Consider the following 19,840-nt stretch of genomic DNA (forward strand, 5'->3'; position numbering starts at 1 on the left):
TCTCACTCCGCTGCCTGGGAAAAACCGACCGTCGCCATCGGTCGGAACTCGTGCTTGTCCTTGCCGGAGACACGCTCCGACCAGGGATCGACCTGGGCGAATTTCTGGCTGAAGACGAAGCGGTCGAAGAACGCCTTGCGCCGTTCGGCATCGTCCATGATCTGGCGGCGGATTTCCTCGAGGCCGACGCGCTTGGCCCATTTGTAGATCCGCTCGAGATAACGGGCCTGCTCGCGGTACATCTGCGTCAGCGCGACGATATGTTCGAGCGCCTCGTCCTCGGTCCTGACCAAACCGAGAATTTCGGTGCCCTTGATGTCGAGCCCGGCGGCACCGGCGAAGTGGATCTCGAAACCGCTGTCGACGCAGATCACGCCGATATCCTTGCAGGTGGCCTCGGCGCAGTTTCTGGGACAGCCGGAGACCGCCATCTTCAGCTTGGCGGGCGTCCAGGATCCCCACATGAATTTTTCGATGCGGATGCCGAGACCGGTCGAATCCTGGGTGCCGAACCGGCACCAGTCGGAACCGACGCAGGTCTTCACCGTGCGCAGACCCTTGGCATAGGCCTGGCCCGACACGAAGCCGGCCTTGCCGAGATCGGCCCAGACAGCGGGCAGGTCTTCCTTCTCGATGCCGAGCAGATCGATGCGCTGGCCGCCCGTAACCTTGACCATCGGGATTTCGAACTTGTCGACCACGTCGGCGATCGCGCGCAATTCCCCAGAGTTGGTGACGCCACCCCACATGCGCGGGACGACGGAATAGGTACCGTCCTTCTGGATATTGGCGTGCACACGCTCGTTGATGAAGCGCGACTGGTAGTCGTCGGCATATTCATCCGGCCAATCGCAAACGAGATAGTAGTTGAGCGCCGGGCGGCACTTGGCGCAGCCGCAGGATGTCTTCCACTCCAGTTCCTGCATGACGGCAGGAATAGTCTTCAGGCCCTTGGTCTTGATCAGGCGACGAACATCGTCATGGCCGAGTTCGGTGCAGGTGCACATCGGCTGGACGGCGGCGGGATTGTAGGCATCGCCGAGCGTCAGCGACATCACCTGCTCGACGAGCCCGGTGCAGGAGCCGCACGAGGCAGACGCCTTCGTGTGTGCCCTGACGTCATCAAGCGAAGAGAGCCCCTTGCCCTTGATCGTCGCGACGATCTTGCCCTTGCATACGCCGTTGCAACCGCAGATTTCCGCATCATCCGGCAAGGCTGCAACGGCCGCCGTAGGGTCCAGCGGGGACCCTCCCTGATAGGCCTGGCCGAAAATGAGCGTTTCGCGCATTTCCGAGATATCGGTGGCTTTCTTCTTCAGATCGTTGAACCACGCGCCGTCGGCGGTTTCGCCGTAAAGCACGGTGCCGATGATGCGGTTGTCCTTCAGGACAAGGCGTTTGTAGACACCGCCGGCTGCATCGCGCAGCACGATCTCCTCGCGGTCATCGCCTTCGGCAAAATCACCGAGCGAGAAGAGGTTGATGCCGGTCACCTTGAGCTTCGTCGGCGTGTCGGAATGGACGAAGGCGGGCGTATGATCGCCGGCCAGGTGCGAAGCGGCGATGCGGGCCATTTCGTAGAGCGGTGCGACGAGGCCGTAGACCATGCCGCCGACCTCGGCGCATTCGCCAAGCGCCAGGATATCTCCATCGGAGGTCTGCATGCCGGCATCGACGACGATGCCACGATTGACCGCAAGACCGGCTTCCTTGGCTATGCCCGCATTCGGCCGGATGCCGACTGCCATAACCACCAGCGTTGCCGGAATGATTGTGCCGTTATCGAGTTCGATGCCCTCGACCTTGCCATTACCGATGATGGCTTTCGTGTTGGCCTTGCAGATGACCTTGATGCCACGCTCCTCGACGGCTTTCTGCAGCAGATAACCGGCCGCCGGATCGAGCTGGCGCTCCATCAGCGTCGGCATCACGTGCAGCACGGTCACATCCATGCCGCGCGAAGCAAGGCCGGCGGCCGCTTCAAGCCCGAGCAGGCCGCCGCCGATGACGACAGCCTTTTCGCGCGACTGGGCGGCAAGCAGCATGGCGTTGACATCGTCGAGGTCGCGGTAGGTGATGACGCCGGGCAGATCCTTACCGGGAACGGGGATAATGAAGGGTACGGAGCCGGTAGCGATGACGAGCTTGTCATAGCTTTCGGTGACGCCATGATCTGAGGTGACGGTCTTCTTGGCGCGGTCGATCGAAACGACCTTGTGGCCCTTGTAGAGCGTGATGCCGTGCTTGATGTACCAACCGTCACCGTGGATGATGATCTGCTCGTAGTCCTTTTCGCCTGATAGCACCGGCGAGAGCATGATGCGGTCGTAGTTGACGCGCGGTTCGGCGTTGAAGATCGTGACCTGATATTGTCCGGGAGCCTGTTCGAACAGATGCTCCAACATGCGGCCCGGCGCCATACCGTTGCCGACGATGACGAGTTTTTCGGGGGTTTGATGAGCCATGGGGATCACTCCGCAGCTTCGACGAAACGGTGGCGCTCGTAGAGGAACTTGAGCACCGCTTCGCGGCATTTGAGGTAGGTTCGGTCGGCCGCAAGCTCGATGCGCCGGCGCGGGCGGGAAAGCGGCACGTCGAGGATCTCGCCGATGCGCGCCGAGGGGCCATTGGTCATCATGACGATCCGATCGGAAAGCAGCACCGCTTCGTCGACGTCATGGGTGATCATCAGCACCGTATTGCCGAGCTCGGCGTGGATCTGCATCACCTGGTCCTGCAGATGGGCGCGGGTCAGCGCATCGAGTGCACCGAACGGCTCGTCAAGCAGCAGCACCTTCGGTTCCATGGCCAGCGCCCGGGCGATGCCGACGCGCTGCTTCATGCCGCCGGAAACCTCGGACGGACGCTTGTCTGCGGCATGCGCCATCTGCACCAGCTCGAGATTGCGCATCGTCCAGTCATGGCGCTCCGCCTTTGATTTGCTCGAACCGAAGACCTTGTCGACGCCGAGGCGAACGTTCTCGTATACCGTCAGCCAGGGCAGCAGCGAGTGGTTCTGGAAGACGACGGCGCGGTCCGGCCCCGGCTCGTCGGCGACCCTGCCATCGAGCAGCACCACGCCGGTGGTGGCCTGCGTCAGGCCAGCGACGATATTGAGCAGCGTCGACTTTCCGCAGCCGGAATGGCCGATGATCGAGATGAATTCGCCCTTGTCGACGGAAAGTGAAACCTGCTTCAGAACTTCCGTCCTGACGCCACCGCGTTCAAAACTCTTGTCGATAAGCTCAAGCGAGAGATAGCTCTTGGTCATGGTCTTTGCCTTTCTCACGCGGTTGCCGTGCCGCGCGTGACGACGCGGCCGATGAGGGCGATGAGACGATCGAGGAGGAAGCCGACGATGCCGACGTAGATCAGCGCAACGATGATGTCGCTGATCAACGAGGAGTTCCATGCATCCCAGATGAAGAAGCCGATGCCGACGCCACCGATCAGCATCTCGGCGGCAACGATGGCGAGCCACGAAAGGCCGATGCCGATGCGAAGGCCGGTGAAGATGTAAGGAGCCGCCGCCGGCAACATGATCTTGCCGAAATATTCGAAGGCGTTGAGCCGCAGCACCTTGGCGACGTTCTGATAATCCTGCGGAATATTGCGGATGCCGACGGCCGTGTTGATGATGATCGGCCAGATCGCGGTGATGAAGATCACGAAGATCGCCGAGGGGGTGCCATCCTGGAAGGCGGCAAGCGACAGCGGCAACCAGGCGAGTGGCGGTACCGTGCGCAGCACCTGGAAGATCGGATCGAGCCCGCGCATGGCAAGCGCGCTCTGGCCAACGAGCGCGCCGAGCGCGATACCGACGACGGCCGCCAGCGCATAACCAATCGCAACACGCTGCAGGCTGGCCGAGATATGCCAGAACAGCCCCTGATCGACGCCTTGTCCGACATAGAACGGGTGCGCAATGAGCTCCCAGCTTTCTTCGAGAACGCGTGTCGGCGCCGGCAAGCTCGAGTCGGGCGCCGAACAGATCACCTGCCAGGCAACCAGGATGAAGCTCAGGGTGACCAAGAGCGGCACGAGGTTGGTCAAAGCCGTCATGAGTGCCGCCGGCAGCCGGCGGCTGGCGCCGGGCCTGGCGGTACGACTAAAGGCGATGACACGGGCCGCGTGCGGTGGGGCAGCATCCTGCGGAAGCTTGAGATTGGTGACGGACATACCGTTCTCCTAAAGGTTCAAGTCGAGCGGCGGCGGGATTCGGCCGCCGCCACGAAGGCTCAGGCGACGCGCGAGATGCTCAGGCTCTTGAGGTAAGCCTGCGGATCTGCCGGGTCGAACACCTTGCCGTCGAAGAATTTTTCGATGCCGCGCGAGGTCGAGGAGGGGATGTCGGAGACGCCGAGCTCCTTGGCCGCCTCACGCCAGATATCCTCGCGATTGACCTTGGCAACGAGCGCCTTGACGTCGGTGTCGGGAGCAAACTTGCCCCAGCGGATGTTCTCCGTCAGGAACCAGCTGTCATGGCTCTGGAAGGGATAGGAGGCGTGGTCGCGCCAGAACTTCATGAAATGCGGGCTGGCCTCGACGACCTTGCCGTTGCCATAGTCGTATTCGCCCTTCAGCCGGTCGACGATGTCCTTCGGCGGTACGTTGAACCAGCTGCGCTTGCCGACGATCTTCGCCAACTCTTCCTTGTTGGCCATGTCGTCGCACCATTGCGCCGCTTCCTGGATGGCCATGGTGAGCGCCTTGGCGGCGCGCGGGTTTTTCTCCACCCAGTCGGCGCGCATTGCGAAGGATTTTTCCGGATGTTCGTTCCAGATTTCGGCGGTGTTGACGGCGGTGTAGCCGATCTTCTGGTTGACGAGCTGCTCGTTCCAGGGCTCGCCGACGCAGAAACAGTCCATGGTGCCGACCTTCATATTGGCGACCATCTGCGGCGGCGGAACAACAATCGTCTCGACGTCCGAGTCCGGATCAATGCCGCCCGCAGCAAGCCAGTAACGCAGCCAGAGGTCGTGTGTGCCACCGGGGAAGGTCATCGCCACCTTGGCAGCCGCGCCTTCCGCCTTCTTCTTCGCAAAGGCCTCCTTCAACGCGGAAGCATCGAGCCCGACTTTCAGATCGGCATAGGCGCCACCGACCGAGATCGCCTGCGCATCGAGATTGAGGCGGGCGAGGATCGCCATCGGCAGCGGCTGGTTGTTCTGCGTCACCTTGCCGGTCGAGATCAGGTAGGGCATCGGCGTGAGAATATGGGCGCCATCGATGCCGGCACCGGCCGAACCGAGCACAAGGTTGTCGCGCGTCGTGCCCCAGGAAGCCTGCTTGACCACATCGACTTCGGTCATGCCGTACTTGTCGAACAGGCCCTTCTCCTTGGCGACGATCAGCGGTGCGGAATCGGTGAGCGCGATAAAGCCGAGCACGGCCTTGGTCGTTTCCGGACCCGCAGCCTGAGCGAAGGCGCCGGAGGGGAATGCCGTCTTGACCGCACCGAACAGGGCGGCCGTGGCCGTGGTCTTCAGCAGGCTGCGGCGGGTCAGGCCGCCGGTCGAAAACTTGGTCATGCGCAGGTTCCTCTGCTGCTGCCGGGCAAAGCCGGACATAAAAAAACGCCGCTTGGTGCTTGCGTCCGGGATCAGGAGGAATCCGCGGGAAACAAAAACCTTGCGACGTCAGTGTCTCTGGCAAACGCGATCTGGCGTTTGAACTCACTTCAATCGCCGTTGACCGAAGCAATTTCTTAGAAGCAAGGGCCGTGCCAGTTTCAGAGGAATAGCTTTAATATATTGAAATCAAAGGATAAAAATACATCTTGATAAAGTCGCCTAGAAAAATGGCTATTATAGAATCTGCTGAATTATTGTGCGCCGCACACAAGTGGCCTGGCGACTCTGCCCAAACAAGCGGCCGACGCCTTCAGTTGTCGGCGTCAAAAGCGGCTACGCCGCCCTTCGCACGCACGGGAAACGCCTCGACATAGGCCTCGATGGCGGCAGGGTCGAAAACATGCCCGTCCACGAAACGATCGTCGGCAGATGCGCCCTCGATCCTGACATCAGCACCCACTGGCGCCACGCCATTCCCGAGCGCGAGCCGATAGAGGTCCGGGCGATAGGCCGAAGCCACCGCCGTCATCCCGTCCGGGTTGAGGCCAACCTGCCCCCAGCGCGCCATCTGGCTGTAGATCCACAGTGCATGGCTCGGTCGGGGATAGTTGGCGAAACGGCGATGGAAGACAAAATAATCGTCGATGACCCGGCGCTGTCCGTGAGCGTCGATGGTGAACTCGCCGGAAAGCACGCGGCGGATGATCTCGACCGGGGCGCCGACATAACGCTGGTCGGCGAGTGCGTCGGACAGGGCACCGCGGTTCTGCGGATCGTCGCACCACTGCGCGGCGGCATCCAACGCCACGATCAATCGTGAAACGGTTTCCGGATTGGCCTCGGCCCATTCAGGGCGCATGCCGACGACCTTTTCGGGCGCCGACGGCCAGATATCCTGCTTGGCGGCCACGATACGCCCGACGCCGCGCTCGGATGCAACCATGTTCCAGGGCGCACCGACGCAGAAACCATCGATCGCGCCGGCGGCCAGCGCGTCGGAGGTCATCGGGGGCGGCACCACCACAAGCTTGACGTCGCGGTCGGGATCGATGCCGCCAGCCGCCAGCCAATAGCGGAATTCGTAATTATGCGAGGAGAAGGGGTAGGTCACGCCCAAGGTCGGCGGCCCTTCGCCGTGTGCCGTCATGCGTCGAAGCACGGCAGCAAGCGCTCGGGCGTTGGCAAGCGCGTCCTCAGCGCCCCCGAGCGCCTCTTCCTCGGCCATGCGGGCATAGAGCCGGTTGGACAGCGTGATGGCGTTGCCGCCGCGCCCGAGCGAGAAGGGTGTAATTGCAGGCGAAGGGTTGGAGCCGAGACCGAGCATCGCCGCAACGGGCATGGGCGCGAGCATATGGGCAATATCGAACTGCCGGAAAGCCAACCGATCGCGAACATTGGCCCAGGATACATCCTTGACCAGATCGAGTGTCAGGCCTTCTTTGCGAGCAAAGCCGAACTCGCAAGCGGCAATCAGCACCGATGCGTCCACCAGTGGGATAAAGCCGGCGCGCAGCGTGCGGGCATCCTCGCTGCGCAGCTGTTGCGGCGCCGGCAAGCCGTCGCCGGTCGAAGCCTGGCCGCTGCCGATATCGCCGAAATTGGCCATGATGTTCACTCCGCTCACTCCTTGCGACAAGGCCGATGCACCGCGCGCGCCATCACATCAACAGGCCCGCAGCCGTCACCACGCTTTGCGCGATTTCAGACATCTTCTTCTTTTCGTTCATCGCCGTCTGGCGCAGCAGGGCAAAGGCTTCCTCTTCCGAGAGACCGCGGATCTTCATCAAGATACCCTTGGCGCGCTCGACAACCTTGCGCTCCTCGAGCGCGGACCTTGCGTCGGCCAGTTCCCTTTGCAGCCGGCTGAATGCGTTGAACCGACTGACGGCCATGTCGAGGATCGGCTTGACGCGCTCCTTCTTCAGGCCGTCGACGATATAGGCCGACACGCCCGCTTCCACCGCCGCCTCGATCGAAGCCGTGTCCGAGCGATCCACGAACATCGCGATCGGTCGCCCCACCGTGCGCGTCAGCTGGAAGAGATGCTCCATCATGTCGCGATTGGGGTTTTCGATATCGATGACGATAACATCGGGCCTGAGGCTGTCGATGATGCGCGCGACGCCCTGCACCTCATGAATGACCGTGACCTTGCGATGCCCGGCCTCATGCAATCCTTCCTCGATGATCGAGGCACGGATGGCGTTCTCGTCGATAACGAGAATGGTGAGGTCGCGGTTTGTCATGGCACGATCATGATGCAGCGCAGCAATTTGCGCAACCAAATTGCCTATTTTCTTGACAAATTTGTTGCGGCCTAATTTTTAGGCTGATTGCGCATCATGTTAGCACAGCCGGGTCATCGAGATGCTACACAAACCGAAGCGGCGCATTGAGGCCAGGCTGCCGACCGGGAGACGGCCGTGCGGAAACCCGTTCGGATTGCTTGTCACTCGCCCAGGTTCATGCGTGAAGCGGCCCCGTGGCCGGAGCCGTGAACCTAGTTTTTCTCGACCTGTTCCGCCAGCCGGCGCAGCCCGGCCAAGTCACAGAGAAGCAGCTTCTGACGCCCGCCCTGGACGAGACCCCGCCCCTCCCAGGCGCTGAGGATGCGCGAGACAGTGTGGAGGGTGGTGCCGGTCATTTCGGCGATGTCCTGGCGGGAAATGGGAAAATCGATACGCACGCCGAGCTCTTCGCGTTTACCCGCCTGTTCGGCAAGGCGCAGAACCGCGTGCGCGACCCGGCGCTCGACTTCCTCGGTCGACATCTCGCGGATGCGGGTATGGGCCTCGTCAAGCCGCTGACCGATTGTGTGCATCGCGTTCACGGCCAGATGCGGATTGCTCTCGACGAACACGTTCCAGAGCTCGGTCGGCCAGGCGAGAACAAGGCTTTCCGTCGCTGTCATCGCCGTGCCGGGATAGTCGCTGCGCTGCAGCGCACGGGCAAAGCCGAACAGATCGCCCGGATTGACGACACGGACGATGATCTGCTGGCCGTCGCGGGTGACTTGGGTGACCTTAAGTCGTCCATGCAGAAGCAGGTAGAACGAATCCGCCGCAGCCCCCTGCTCGAAGACGGCCTCATTCTGCGGGACGCGCCTGACGGTCGCATGCGCCAGGAGCTTGTCCAGCTCCTGATCGCTCATCTTTTGAAACAGCGGGAGCGATTTGACGAGTGTTCGGTCCAGTGCAGCCACGTCGTTTCCTGTCTCCTGCGGATCGGCGATGCGCGCTGCTATATCACGTGCGATCGGGCGGAAGAAGCGGACAGCACCCCGTCGTAGCCCCAAAGCGGCGATAATGAGGGCCTGCGCTGTTACACCGCACCGGGAAAACGGCGCTCGAAGGCATACAGCATGTTCGCATACCAGCGATCGTCGCGAACCAGGCGGAAACCGAGATTGTCCGGCGGCACGCCGACGGCGCAACCACCGCTCTTCGGATCGCGAATGAAGAAGCTCATCGAAGCGCGGTGCTTGCCGTCGACGACGTAGATGCCGCAGGCGGGCGCCTCCTTCAGCACCTCGCCGTCCTCGCCGATCGTCACGCGGCGGTGGCAGGTTTCCGTCCATTCCCAAACATTGCCGTCGAGATCGGCAACGCCGAATTCGTTCTCGCCGAATGTGCCGGATGGCTGGGGCATCGGGTTCTTCGACTTCTGTCGGGTGGATTCGCGCTCGTAGTCGGCAAGCCACCTCAGCGCCGGGTTGTCCTTGCTGCCGTCGATGCCGAGTGCGTCGTCGGGAAATTTCTTGCCCGCCGCAAAGGCCCATTGCCGATCGGTCGGCAGCCGCCAGACCTGACCCGTCCTTTCGGTCAGCCAGGCGGCATAGTTGCTGGCATCCGTGTAATTGACGCCCGTCATCGGCGTGTCATTGCCGAGGCTTGCCGCCGGCTCGCCCCTCTCGCAGGCGCCGTCTTCAACGCAGCGCTGATAATCCCTGCGGCTGACCTGATACTTCATGATCCTGAACGGGTTCGCGAGCGTCGCATCGACAAGCGGCGCATCGACGGCAAAGCCGTTCTTGATGAAGTGGCCTTCGGCCCGGTACTCCATTTGGCGTGGTTCGATAGTCACCGTCACCGGCGCTTCGATGCGGGTATCGACCGATGCGTCCATATCGTCCAACAGCCCGACCTTGGCCGAAAGCACGCCGCCAATGGCAACCAACAGCATTGCTGGAACGGCGACCGAAAAGACCGAAACCGAATTCTTGTGACGTTTATCGCGCATGACCTTCCCCTTCTATTGGCAGGCGCCGATGGCTGCGGCGCATGCCCTTGTCGCTCCGGTTGCCGCCCGAGGATTTCCCCGGGCGGCGTAGCCGATTGTCATGCCTGGGTTACATCGACGCCGGCTTGACGACCGAGGTCATCAGATCGTCGTTCCACTCGCCGGTGACCTTGAAGTGTCCCGCCGCGCCCAACTCAAAAGCCTCGATCAGGTTGTGGTTGACGTAGGCGTAGACGCCCGGCTGCCGGAATGTGTAGAAAGCCGCACCGGCGGTGCCGCCCGGAATGAACCAGGTTTCCTGGTCGAGCTCCGGCGGGTTGCGGAACTTGCCGGTCGCCCAGACATAGTCACCGTGGCCACCGATCAGGTGTGGCCGCGTATCGCGGTTGGCCTGCGAATGGATGACGAGCACATGCTCGCCCACGGCTGCCGTCAACGCCTTCTCACCGGTCAGCGCTCCGACCGCGCCATTGAAGACGACGTGCGTCGGCGTCAGCGTACGCATGGCCTTGACGGTGTCTTCGTAGGCTTCGCCGGGCGTTTCGTATTTCTTGTAGTTGCCGGCCTCGTCGCGCGGGATGTAGAAATCCTGCTCGCCCACGTAGTAGACCTTGTCATAGGTCAGCGGCTGTCCCTTCTCATCCTTAAGCCCGTCACGCGGCAGCACCATGATGGCGCCGTTCATGCCCGAGGTGACGTGCCAGGGCACCATGCCTTCCGGCGCGCAATGGTATACGAAGACGCCAGGCTTGGTCGCCTTGAAGCGCAAGGTCGTCTCTTCGCCGGGATTGACCTGCGTCAGGCCGCCACCGCCCAAGGCCCCCGTTGCTGCGTGAAAGTCGATATTGTGCAGCAGCGTGTTGGTGGCGGGGTTGATCAATCTGAGTTCGACATAGTCGTTCTCGTGGACGACCATCAGCGGACCGGGAACCGAGCCGTTGAAGGTCATGGCGTGCACCTCGGTGCCATCGCCATCGATCACCAGCTTCTTTTCTTCGATGGTCATGGTGAATTCGACCACGCGCGGACCGGTCTTGGCGACCTGATCGTGAGCATGAACGAAGGGCGGAGCGACGAGGTCGACCTTCACCCGTGGCAATGTCGCAATGTCGACCGGTGCCGCGCCCGCAGCCGCGGGAGCGGCGGCCGTTGCGGCCTGGGTCGAGGTCGCCGTCAGGATCGGCGTCAGCGCGCCAGCGAAGGCGGCGCCGGCCAGAATCGTCCGGCGAGTCATCTGCAGCTGTTCTGTCATCATTGCTCTCCTTGTGCACGACCGCGCGACCGGAATGGCCGTCCGAAAATCATGCCGATATTCAACGTGTTACGGTGTCCTCTGCCGTCCCTGGCGGGCTCACCTCAGGTTTTGACCACCGGTTTTCCAGCAGTCATGTCTCAAGTAGAACCGAGAGCGAATGACGTCTTTGTCTTGGAACAAATCGGCCCGGGAAGTAGATATTTTTCTGCAAATCTTCGCGCGAGGCGGCAATAGCCGGGCTCTATAATTGCGTTTTCGCAAAGAGGGCTCGGCAGGCCACGGATAAATCGTTCCTATCCAGAAGTCCGCTGGACGAAAGAACAGGATCGAACAATGCTTAATCTACTTAGAAAACCACGGCCCCGCGGCGGAATCCCGCGTGGGCTCGCCACCACTGGCCCCGTTCTCTTCTCCTATGGCTTCAGGCCGTTTTTCCTCGGGGCCAGCCTCTGGGCGATCTTCGCCATGGCCGCGTGGATCGCAGCCCTTGTCAGGGGTATCGCCATCGCCGGCGATTATGGCCCTGCCCATTGGCACGCGCACGAGATGCTCTTCGGGTTCTCATCAGCCGTGCTCGCAGGCTTCCTTTTGACTGCGGTTCCGAACTGGACCGGAAGATTACCTGTCTCCGGAAGGCCGCTCGCTTGCCTGTTCGGCCTGTGGGTCGCCGGGCGACTGGCGCTGCTGACAACAGATGTCATCGGACTGAAGCTGGCGGTCATCATCGAAGCCGCGTTCATGCCGGCATTGCTGGTGATCTGCGCGCGCGAAGTCATCGTCGGGCGGAAGTGGAAGGATCTGAAGGTCGTCGGCGGATTGGTCCTCCTTTCGGCCGCCAACGCGTGGTTCCACATCTCCGTCGTCCGCCAACTCGACGTCGATGCTGCGGCACGGCTGGCGATCGGCGCCTATGTCATGCTGATCATGATTGTCGGCGGCAGAATTCTGCCGAGTTTCACCCGCAACTGGCTGAACAAATTCGGCCGAACCGACTTTCCGGTTCCTTATAATCGCTTCGATACAGCAACCATTCTCGTCGGCGTCGCAGCTCTTGCCTGCTGGACATTCGCACCGCAACATATCGTCACCGCCACTATAGCGTCCGCCGCCTCCTTGCTGCAGGCCGCCCGGCTTGTTCGCTGGCGTGGCTGGACCACCTGGCCGGACAAGATCGTGTTCGTCCTGCACGCGGCCTACGCCTTCGTTCCGCTCGGCTTCGCCGCCGTTGCGGCAGGTGCCGTCGGCGCCCTTGACGGGTATCCCGTCATGCATGTGATGACCGTTGGTGTCATGGCCTGCATGATGCTGGCCGTGATGACGCGCGCAAGCCGGGGACACACCGGGCGGCCGCTGGCTGCATCGAACCTCAGCTGCGCGTCTTATATCGCCATCATCGGCGCGGCGCTGGCGCGCCCCTTCGCCGAGGTCCTACCGGCGCACTATCATCACCTGATCGCGCTGTCGGGAACGCTCTGGATCGCAGCCTTTGCTCTGTTCTGCATCGAATACGGCCCGATGCTGGTTCGCGATCGGCGCTCGCCACGTGGGGCCGCGTAGAGCATTTCCAGGAAAAGTGCGAAGCGATTTTCCGTCAGGAAATACGTAAAAACAAAGCGATAGAGCGTTTCTGCTTCTCCGTCCAAGGCGGAAACGCTCTACCCCCCCGGGAAACTCGCCCTATAAAAATGACGAAGGAGGTTGCCGCATCTGCGGCAACCTCCTGGAGCCCCTTTTCCGGTTACAGCCCGACAGCTGCCTCGAGCATCATCTCCGGCGTCCAAGGCGGCTCATAGGTCAGCCGCACTTCGGCATATTCGACGCCCGGCACGTACCAGACGCAGTTCTGCACGGCCTCCTTGAGAAAGGCGGTCGCCGGGCATCCCTTTATCGTCGTCGTCATCGTCACCCGGACAAGACCGCCGTCCTGGACGGCAATGTCGTAGATCAGACCGAGATCCACGATATTGGAGCCCATTTCCGGATCGACGATCATCCGCAGGGCGTCGCGGATCCTTTCGACCAGCTCTTCGCTTTCAGTCGGCTGCATTTTCGTGCCCCTTGCGTCCACCGACGCGGATCAGGATGCGATAGGTCTCGCCGGCCGCATCGAAATTGCCGGCCCATTTGTGGCCGCGCTTGGCAAGCTCGGGATAGAGAAACAGCGGCTCGCGCGCGAGCAAGGCGAAAAGCACCTCGCCGGCCTGCATCTTTTCCACCACCGCGAGGATGCGCACCATCGGCTCTGGCGGGTCCAGATCCGTCAGGTCGAGCTGGCGCGCGGGATCAGGCCATGTGTCCAGATCTGTGTCGCCGGCCGAGACCCTGACCTCGTCCACCTGTTCCTCCGGCGTGAACAGGACCTCCCAATCGCCGTTGCCGAGAGGCTGGTCCTGGTGCGCAAAGCCGCGGCCGGCCATGACGCTGAAAAGTGGCACCGGCCTGAACGTCGCGCTCAGCTTCAGAGGTTGCCCGGGTGCCAGACCATCGACGGCGCTCATGATGGCCTGGAACGGATCGCTGCCGCTCTTGAGAAGTGGCCTGACGTCTAGCTCGTAGGGATCTTTTGTCATGGTTGTCTCCGTGACTGGAACGGTGGGAAGAAAAGGTGTGGCCGGGCGAAGCCGCCAGACAGCCGAAGATTGCTGGGCACGTTGCTGAGCCGTCGTGTTGCGACGAATTCCCAAAGCAGCGCATTGACCGCAATCAACTGGCCAAGGCTGCTGACGCGAAACAGAGATGCGTTGTCGAGGCAGAGCGCGGCGGAGGCAACGATCACTGTAAGATAGAACAGCCGGAACCAGAACGCAGCGCGCGTCTCGACAACCAGATCCTGGACCCGCGGCGTCGGCATGCGCCCGAGCAGCGGGCCGTAGCATTCGAGCCAGGTGATGAAAGGGACGATCTTGTAGAGCTGCGCCAGCCCCATGCCCGTCAGCCAGCCGAATGTGACGAGATAGACGAGCGGACCCACGCCTCTTTCGATCTGGCCACTGACGGCCAAGGCCAGGAAGAATATGGTCGCAACAGTCAGCGCCGCGAAAGCGCCGATGCCGGCACGGCTGTTCAGCTCGATGAGCTTGCGTTTGCGCCCGCGGTAGATCCGTACGATGTCCGCCATGTAAATTCCGATGGCGATCACACCGGCAAGCGCGGCGATCAAAAGCAAGACGACGCGCCCGGCAGAACCGGAAAGGATCATCGGCACGATGCAGGCGACAATCCCGAGGGCCGCCGCTCCGAGCGCCCAGACGATCCTGCTGCTTTGCCGCTCCCGGTCAGGAGACAGCATGAACATGGTCAAAAGCCGGTAGCTGACGCCCATGGTCGTAAAACTCAGCCAGCCGCCCAGCCCCAGCGCCGCGTGCAGCGAAAGCCCTTCCAGCGTCAGATCGATCGCAGCCTGCGTATCGGAGAGCCCGGCAAGGACGAACGCATAGGTGCCGCCAAGGGCAATGGTCGCGACCAGCGAGCCGAGACCGACGGCGACGAAACGCGCTGGCAACGGCAACGGCCGTGCCTGCCACAGCGTTGTTGCAAAGACGATGACGAGCAGGCCGAAGCCGGCGATCGTCACAGTCGCGCCGAACGGGAGCAAAAGTGGTGAAAAGCTGCCGGCCCCAGCGAGGCTGACAAAGCCAAGGACCAGGCCGGTTATGCCGACAACCAGCAGCACCAGAGCCGGGAGAGCCAGGCCCGGGAGGGAAAGCGGCCGGCCAACGAGGACCGGCACGAACTGCAACAGGGCTCCCGCCATCAACAGGCTGAGCCAGCCAAGCGCAATGGTGTGAACGAGTGCAAGCGTCTCAGGGGCTTCGATGGATGAGACCGGATATCCGAAACCGAGGACCATCATGACCTCGCCGATGGCAAGAAAGATCAGCGCGGCCGCGAAATAGGACATCGTCCAGCGGGAAAGCGTGGCTCCGAACATCGCGGTTCATCCTGACGAGAGCATTTCCAGGAAAGTGTGAAGCGGTTTTCCGTGAGGAAATGCATAAAAACAAAGAAATGGAGCGCGTCTGCTGCCCCGCTCAAACCACAAACGCTCTCGCTGGGGGCACCCGTCAGTGGCCGCTGCTGCTGCCGCAGCAGCAATCGCAGCCGGAGGCCTGTTGCCGGCCGATCTCGACCCGCCAGACAGAGGGTCCCTGCTCAAGGTATTCCCAGGTGAATTCGCCGGGATAACGGGTTTCCAACTGGTAGTGCAGCGGGCGCGGGTCGTGGTCGTTGACGATGATGAAGGAGCCGCCTTCGGCCAATGCATTGAGCATGCCGAAGATCTTCGGATGGCGTTCCGCCGGCGGGATCGTTCGCACGTCGATCAAGGGCTTCGTTTCTGTTTCTGCAGTTGTCATGTCTGTCCGTTCGGGGCGCCGTCGTTGCTTCAGATCCCGGGAACCGCCGACGCAAACGGCCCGGATTTGCAAAGCCTAGTGCCGGCTGCACCGCGACATTTTGTCGAAGCGCAAACAAATCCCGTTTTGCCTCCTTGTTGCTCGCCTGCTTGGCTTTTCGCAAAGAACGACGGTGTGCATCCGGCCTAGAAACGGATCGATTGTTTTTGCCGATAGGAAGAGCACCATGCAGTCCACCGCCCTTATGAAATATGCCGAGATGCGCTTGCCGCGTTACACCAGCTACCCGACCGCGCCGCGTTTTTCCGCCGGTGTCGGACGCGAGACCTACGCCGACTGGCTCGGCGCGGTCCCAACGGACCGGGATGTCTCACTCTACCTGCACATCCCCTTTTGCCGCTCGATGTGCTGGTATTGCGGGTGTCACACCACGATCACCCGCCAGGACGAACCGATCCTCGATTACCTCAATGTGCTGAGGCAGGAGATCGGCATGGTGGCCGATCATGCGGCCGGTCCGCTGCCGATCGGTGAGGTGCATTTCGGCGGGGGTACGCCGACGATCATCGAACCGGAAGAGTTCCTGGCGTTGATGGCGCTCCTGCGTGAGCGCTATCGGTTTGGTCCGGAGACGGGCGTGGCCGTCGAAATCGATCCTCGGCGCCTGACCGCCGCCATGGCACAAGCGCTTGGCGCAGGTGGGGTGAGACGGGCCAGCCTCGGCGTTCAGAGCTTCGACCCGGTCGTCCAGAAGGCGATCAACCGCATCCAGAGCGAGCAGCAGACAGCCGATGCCGTGACGCATCTTCGCAACGCGGGTGTCACCGGCATCAACTTCGACCTGATCTATGGATTGCCGCACCAGACGGTTCGCTCCTGCGTCGAAACGGTCAAGGCCGCCACGGCAATGCGGCCGGAACGCTTTGCCGTCTTCGGCTACGCGCACGTGCCATCGTTCAAAAAACACCAGCGCATGATCGACGAGAACGTGCTGCCCGACGCTTCCGCACGCACCGACCAGGCGCTCGCCATCAGTGAAGCGCTTTGCGAAGCGGGTTACCACCAGATCGGGCTCGACCACTTCGCCCTGCCCGACGACGATCTCGTGCTTGCGCAATCCTCCGGCATGCTTCGGCGGAATTTTCAGGGCTATACGACGGACAATTGCGAAACGCTGATCGGTTTCGGCGCCTCGGCAATCGGCCGCTCACAAGACGGTTATGTGCAGAACGAGGTCCCCCCGGGGCTTTATGCAAGCCATATCGCGTCCGGCCGATTGGCAACGACGAAGGGCTACCGTTTGACCGACGAGGATCGCCTGCGTGCCGCGATCATCGAAAGGCTGATGTGCGACTTCACGGCCGACATCAAGGCAATCGCCACTGCACATGGACGGGACCCGGATTTCCTTCTCGGCGGCAATGAGCGTCTGGCGAGGATGGCCGACGACGGTGTGCTGGATATCGCCGATGGCGTCATAACTGTAAGGCAGGATCATCGCTTCGTGATCCGCGCCGTTGCCGCGGCATTCGATGCCTATATCGATGACACGCAACGCACCCACAGCAAAGCGGCCTGAAGCGCTGCTAACCACCAAACACGAAAAGGCCCGGTCGCGACCGGGCCTTTTCGTGTTCCATCTGATCGTTCTATCCCGCCAGGCTTCTGTAGATCGCCGGCAGTGCCGCCGGCAGCCGGGCAATGTTGCCGACGACGGCATAGCCGTTCTGGCCGAACATGGCCGGCACGTAGGACCGCGCCTCGCGGTCGACAGTGACGGCAAAAGCGCTGATACCGCTCCGGCGCGCCTCCGTGACCGCCTTGCGGCTATCCTCCAGCGCGAAGCGCCCCTCATAATGGTCGACGTCGTTCGGCTTACCGTCGGTCAGGACCAGCAGCAGCTTCTTGCGGTTGGGCTGCTTCTGAAGCTCGGCCGTGGCATGGCGGATGGCTGCACCGATGCGGGTGTAATATCCCGGCTTCAGGGCGGCGATGCGGCTTTCGACGAGCGCGCTCATCGGCTCGTCGAAAGCCTTGACGCTTTCCACCTTCACCCAGTCGCGCCGCCGTGAGGTGAAGGTAAGGATCGAATGATTGTCGCCGCAGGCCGAAAGGCCGTGGGCGAGAATGAGCAGCGCTTCCTTTTCGACATCGAGCACCCGTCGATTATCGGACCAGGCATCGGTCGAAAGCGAGACGTCAACCAGGATTGTGACGGCGAGGTCGTGAACCTGCGGGCGGCTCATCAGATGAATGCGGTCACTCCCCTGGCCGCCGGCAGCCAAATCGGTGCGGGCGCGCACCACGGCATCGAGATCGAGATCAGCGCCGTCGATCTGCGCGCGCAGGATCTCGTTGCGTGGCCGCAGCACTTCGAACTGGCGCCGCACGCGCCGGATCAGGCTCCTGGTTTCCGGCGTCAGCTCAGCCCGGTCTTCCACGCCTGATGCCGGGCCTGCCAGCACCCGGCAATGATCTTTCAGGTAGCTCGACGTCCTGTAGTTCCATTCGGGATAAGTGAGCTCGGCCGTCAGCGGCGTCGGATCGACGGCTTCAGGCGGCAGGTCGAGATCGAAGCGAAAGCGCGCAGATGGTCTGCCCTTCCGTTCGCCAAGCGTCATCTCGTCGAGATCCTGCGCGGCCTTGTTGTCATGGTCGTCGCTGTCGTCGGACGGCCGATCGACATTGACCATCTCGGCCATCGCCAGGATTTTCTCGAAGCGGTTGAGGATGAAGGGGCTGCGATCCCCCTTGCGGTTCTCGGGGTTCTCCCTGACCGCAATGTGGCGCTCGGTCTCGGCGATCTGGCTGGAGGCGGTCCCCGTTGCCGCGACATCGTCATCGCGCTCGGTGGCAGTCTCCGGTCGCAACAAAGTATCCGGCCACAAGGGAACCGGCAGCAGCGGCAGATATCCCGGTGGAGCGCGATGCGGGAAGATCACCGGCAAGGTCGCATCCGGTTGGCCGGCCGCCTTGCGCAGCAGCCGCAGGACACGGTTCTCGACATGCTGCTCCACCGAAGGGAGAGAACCGCGCTGGCGCTCGACGAGAACGGCTTCGGCTAGGTGGCAGTACTTGTGGCGCATGCCCGGAAAGCGCTGGAAGACCTCGGCCACGGTTTCCTGCGCCCGCGACAGATAGGCCAGGTCGGACTGCAATGGATCCGTTTCTGCAGCGGGATCGAGCGGCATGGTCGCCATATAGGCGACCAGCCAGAAATAGAGATCGATGTTGAGGTTCCGGTCGGGAAAAATGTCGATCTCGCCGGGCAGCATCAAAGACGCATGATCCCGGCCGGGCTGAACGAGCTTTTCCTCGCCGAGCCCCATTTTCTGCCGCCACTTCAGACGGTGGCCGGACGTGCGGCCGCGGGCCGGAACGATCTGGACCGCGGCCTCGCCGCCGTGTCCTCGAAAGCAGATCGCCAGCATCGGCATCATATCGGCCAGTTTGACAGCCTGTTCGGGATAACGCCGCCAGGTGCCGGTATTGCCAATGAAACGGTGCCAGGCGCGCCCGACGGTTTCTTCGAGTTCGAGGAAGTCCAGCATAACTCAATCCTCAGGCAATCAAGGAGGCGGCAACCTCAAGAAGCGCCGCCCGCACGTCCGGCTCATCGGTCAGCGGCTCGATCATCGCCGCGCGCACCGCGTCCTTGACCGGCATTCCGGCATCGATCAGGCAGGCGCAATAGACGAGCAGACGTGTCGACACGCCCTCCTCAAGGTCGTGACCCTTCAGTGCACGCAGACGAGCCGCGAGATTGACGAGCGGCGCCACCTGGCTTGCGGCCAGGCCGCTCTCACGGGAGACCACCTCGATCTCCTCGTTGCGTGGCAGGAAATCGAACTCGATCGCGACAAAACGTTGACGCGTGCTGGGCTTCAGGCTCTTGAGCAGGTTCTGGTAGCCGGGATTGTAGGAGACGACCAGCATGAACGCTGGAGGCGCTTCGAGCAGTTCGCCGGTCCGCTCCAGGGGCAACATGCGGCGGTCGTCGGTCAGCGGATGCAGCACGACGGTCACGTCCTTGCGTGCTTCGACGATCTCGTCGAGGTAGCAGATCCCGCCCTCGCGCACTGCACGTGTCAGAGGGCCATCGACCCAGACGGTATCGCCGCCCTTCAACAGGTAACGCCCGGTCAGATCCGCTGCGGCCAGGTCGTCATGGCAGGAGACGGTCGAAAGCGGCAGGCCGAGCTTTGCCGCCATATGGCTGACGAAACGCGTCTTGCCGCAGCCGGTCGGGCCTTTGAGCAGGAGCGGCAATTGCCGGACCCAGGCATTCTCGAACAGGGCGCACTCGTTGCCCGAGGGGCTATAGGCGGGAATGTCGATCGATACCGGAACCAGGCTTGGTTGAACAATGCTCATGGCATGTCTCCGTGAAAGAGGAGGAAGGAGATTGGCCGGTCCGG

17 protein-coding genes are annotated in these 19,840 nt (G+C 62.2%); 2 read left to right on the top strand and 15 right to left on the bottom strand.

Annotated features, from left to right (window positions below):
- Positions 1-2: 2 nt before the first annotated feature.
- The 9 genes from nirB to nirK form a co-directional block, all read right to left on the bottom strand.
- The gene (gene nirB, locus AC244_RS09810; RefSeq protein WP_053248628.1) at positions 3-2,465 is read right to left on the bottom strand and encodes a nitrite reductase large subunit NirB; all 2,463 of its coding nucleotides are present in this window, start codon (positions 2,463-2,465) and stop codon (positions 3-5) included.
- 5 nt (positions 2,466-2,470) lie between these two features.
- Positions 2,471-3,271: an ABC transporter ATP-binding protein gene (locus AC244_RS09815; RefSeq protein ID WP_053248629.1), complete on the bottom strand. Its 801-nt coding sequence runs from the start codon at positions 3,269-3,271 to the stop codon at positions 2,471-2,473.
- Positions 3,272-3,285: 14 nt separating this feature from the next.
- On the bottom strand, positions 3,286-4,179 hold the full coding sequence (gene ntrB / locus AC244_RS09820; protein ID WP_053248630.1) for a nitrate ABC transporter permease: 894 nt from the start codon (positions 4,177-4,179) through the stop codon (positions 3,286-3,288).
- 59 nt (positions 4,180-4,238) lie between these two features.
- On the bottom strand, positions 4,239-5,531 hold the full coding sequence (locus AC244_RS09825) for a CmpA/NrtA family ABC transporter substrate-binding protein (protein ID WP_053248711.1): 1,293 nt from the start codon (positions 5,529-5,531) through the stop codon (positions 4,239-4,241).
- Between the two features lie 352 nt (positions 5,532-5,883).
- Positions 5,884-7,179: a CmpA/NrtA family ABC transporter substrate-binding protein gene (locus AC244_RS09830; protein ID WP_053248631.1), complete on the bottom strand. Its 1,296-nt coding sequence runs from the start codon at positions 7,177-7,179 to the stop codon at positions 5,884-5,886.
- 52 nt (positions 7,180-7,231) lie between these two features.
- Positions 7,232-7,819, bottom strand: coding sequence for an ANTAR domain-containing response regulator (locus AC244_RS09835; RefSeq protein ID WP_053248712.1), 588 nt, complete (start codon positions 7,817-7,819; stop codon positions 7,232-7,234).
- Between the two features lie 254 nt (positions 7,820-8,073).
- Positions 8,074-8,775, bottom strand: coding sequence for a Crp/Fnr family transcriptional regulator (locus tag AC244_RS09840; RefSeq protein WP_053248632.1), 702 nt, complete (start codon positions 8,773-8,775; stop codon positions 8,074-8,076).
- Between the two features lie 119 nt (positions 8,776-8,894).
- Complete coding sequence (locus AC244_RS09845; RefSeq protein WP_053248633.1) at positions 8,895-9,812, bottom strand: SUMF1/EgtB/PvdO family nonheme iron enzyme; 918 nt, start codon at positions 9,810-9,812, stop codon at positions 8,895-8,897.
- 109 nt (positions 9,813-9,921) lie between these two features.
- Positions 9,922-11,064 carry a copper-containing nitrite reductase gene (gene nirK, locus AC244_RS09850; RefSeq protein WP_053248634.1) on the bottom strand — a complete coding sequence of 381 codons (1,143 nt, stop codon included), beginning with the start codon at positions 11,062-11,064 and terminating at the stop codon, positions 9,922-9,924.
- A 336-nt stretch (positions 11,065-11,400) separates the two neighbouring features.
- On the opposite strand from nirK, the gene AC244_RS09855 reads away from it, so the two are divergent.
- Positions 11,401-12,624 (top strand): NnrS family protein, encoded by a 1,224-nt coding sequence (locus AC244_RS09855; protein ID WP_053248635.1) that lies wholly within the window; start codon positions 11,401-11,403, stop codon positions 12,622-12,624.
- 181 nt (positions 12,625-12,805) lie between these two features.
- Here AC244_RS09855 and AC244_RS09860 read toward each other — a convergent pair whose 3' ends face one another.
- From AC244_RS09860 to AC244_RS09875, 4 genes are all read right to left on the bottom strand, one after another.
- Positions 12,806-13,114, bottom strand: a complete 309-nt coding sequence (locus AC244_RS09860; RefSeq protein WP_053248636.1) for a metal-sulfur cluster assembly factor — start codon at positions 13,112-13,114, stop codon at positions 12,806-12,808.
- Positions 13,101-13,637, bottom strand: coding sequence for a DUF2249 domain-containing protein (locus tag AC244_RS09865; protein WP_053248637.1), 537 nt, complete (start codon positions 13,635-13,637; stop codon positions 13,101-13,103). The genes AC244_RS09860 and AC244_RS09865 overlap by 14 nt, the downstream gene beginning before the upstream one ends.
- Positions 13,634-14,998 (bottom strand): hypothetical protein, encoded by a 1,365-nt coding sequence (locus AC244_RS09870; protein WP_053248638.1) that lies wholly within the window; start codon positions 14,996-14,998, stop codon positions 13,634-13,636. The genes AC244_RS09865 and AC244_RS09870 overlap by 4 nt, the downstream gene beginning before the upstream one ends.
- Before the next feature lie 133 nt (positions 14,999-15,131).
- Entirely contained in the window at positions 15,132-15,422 is a 291-nt protein-coding gene (locus tag AC244_RS09875) for a DUF2249 domain-containing protein (protein ID WP_053248639.1), read from the bottom strand.
- Between the two features lie 226 nt (positions 15,423-15,648).
- Between AC244_RS09875 and hemN the strand changes: the two genes are divergently transcribed.
- A complete protein-coding gene (hemN, locus tag AC244_RS09880) occupies positions 15,649-17,001 on the top strand; it encodes an oxygen-independent coproporphyrinogen III oxidase (protein WP_053248640.1) in 1,353 nt (450 codons plus the stop codon).
- Positions 17,002-17,071: 70 nt separating this feature from the next.
- Here the strand turns inward: hemN and AC244_RS09885 are convergent, their stop codons facing one another.
- Entirely contained in the window at positions 17,072-18,973 is a 1,902-nt protein-coding gene (locus AC244_RS09885; RefSeq protein ID WP_053248641.1) for a nitric oxide reductase activation protein NorD, read from the bottom strand.
- 10 nt (positions 18,974-18,983) lie between these two features.
- Entirely contained in the window at positions 18,984-19,796 is an 813-nt protein-coding gene (locus tag AC244_RS09890; RefSeq protein ID WP_053248642.1) for a CbbQ/NirQ/NorQ/GpvN family protein, read from the bottom strand.
- Between the last annotated feature and the right edge of the window lie 44 nt (positions 19,797-19,840).

Source organism: Ensifer adhaerens (assembly GCF_001270265.1).
GTDB classification, from domain to species: domain Bacteria; phylum Pseudomonadota; class Alphaproteobacteria; order Rhizobiales; family Rhizobiaceae; genus Ensifer; species Ensifer adhaerens_B.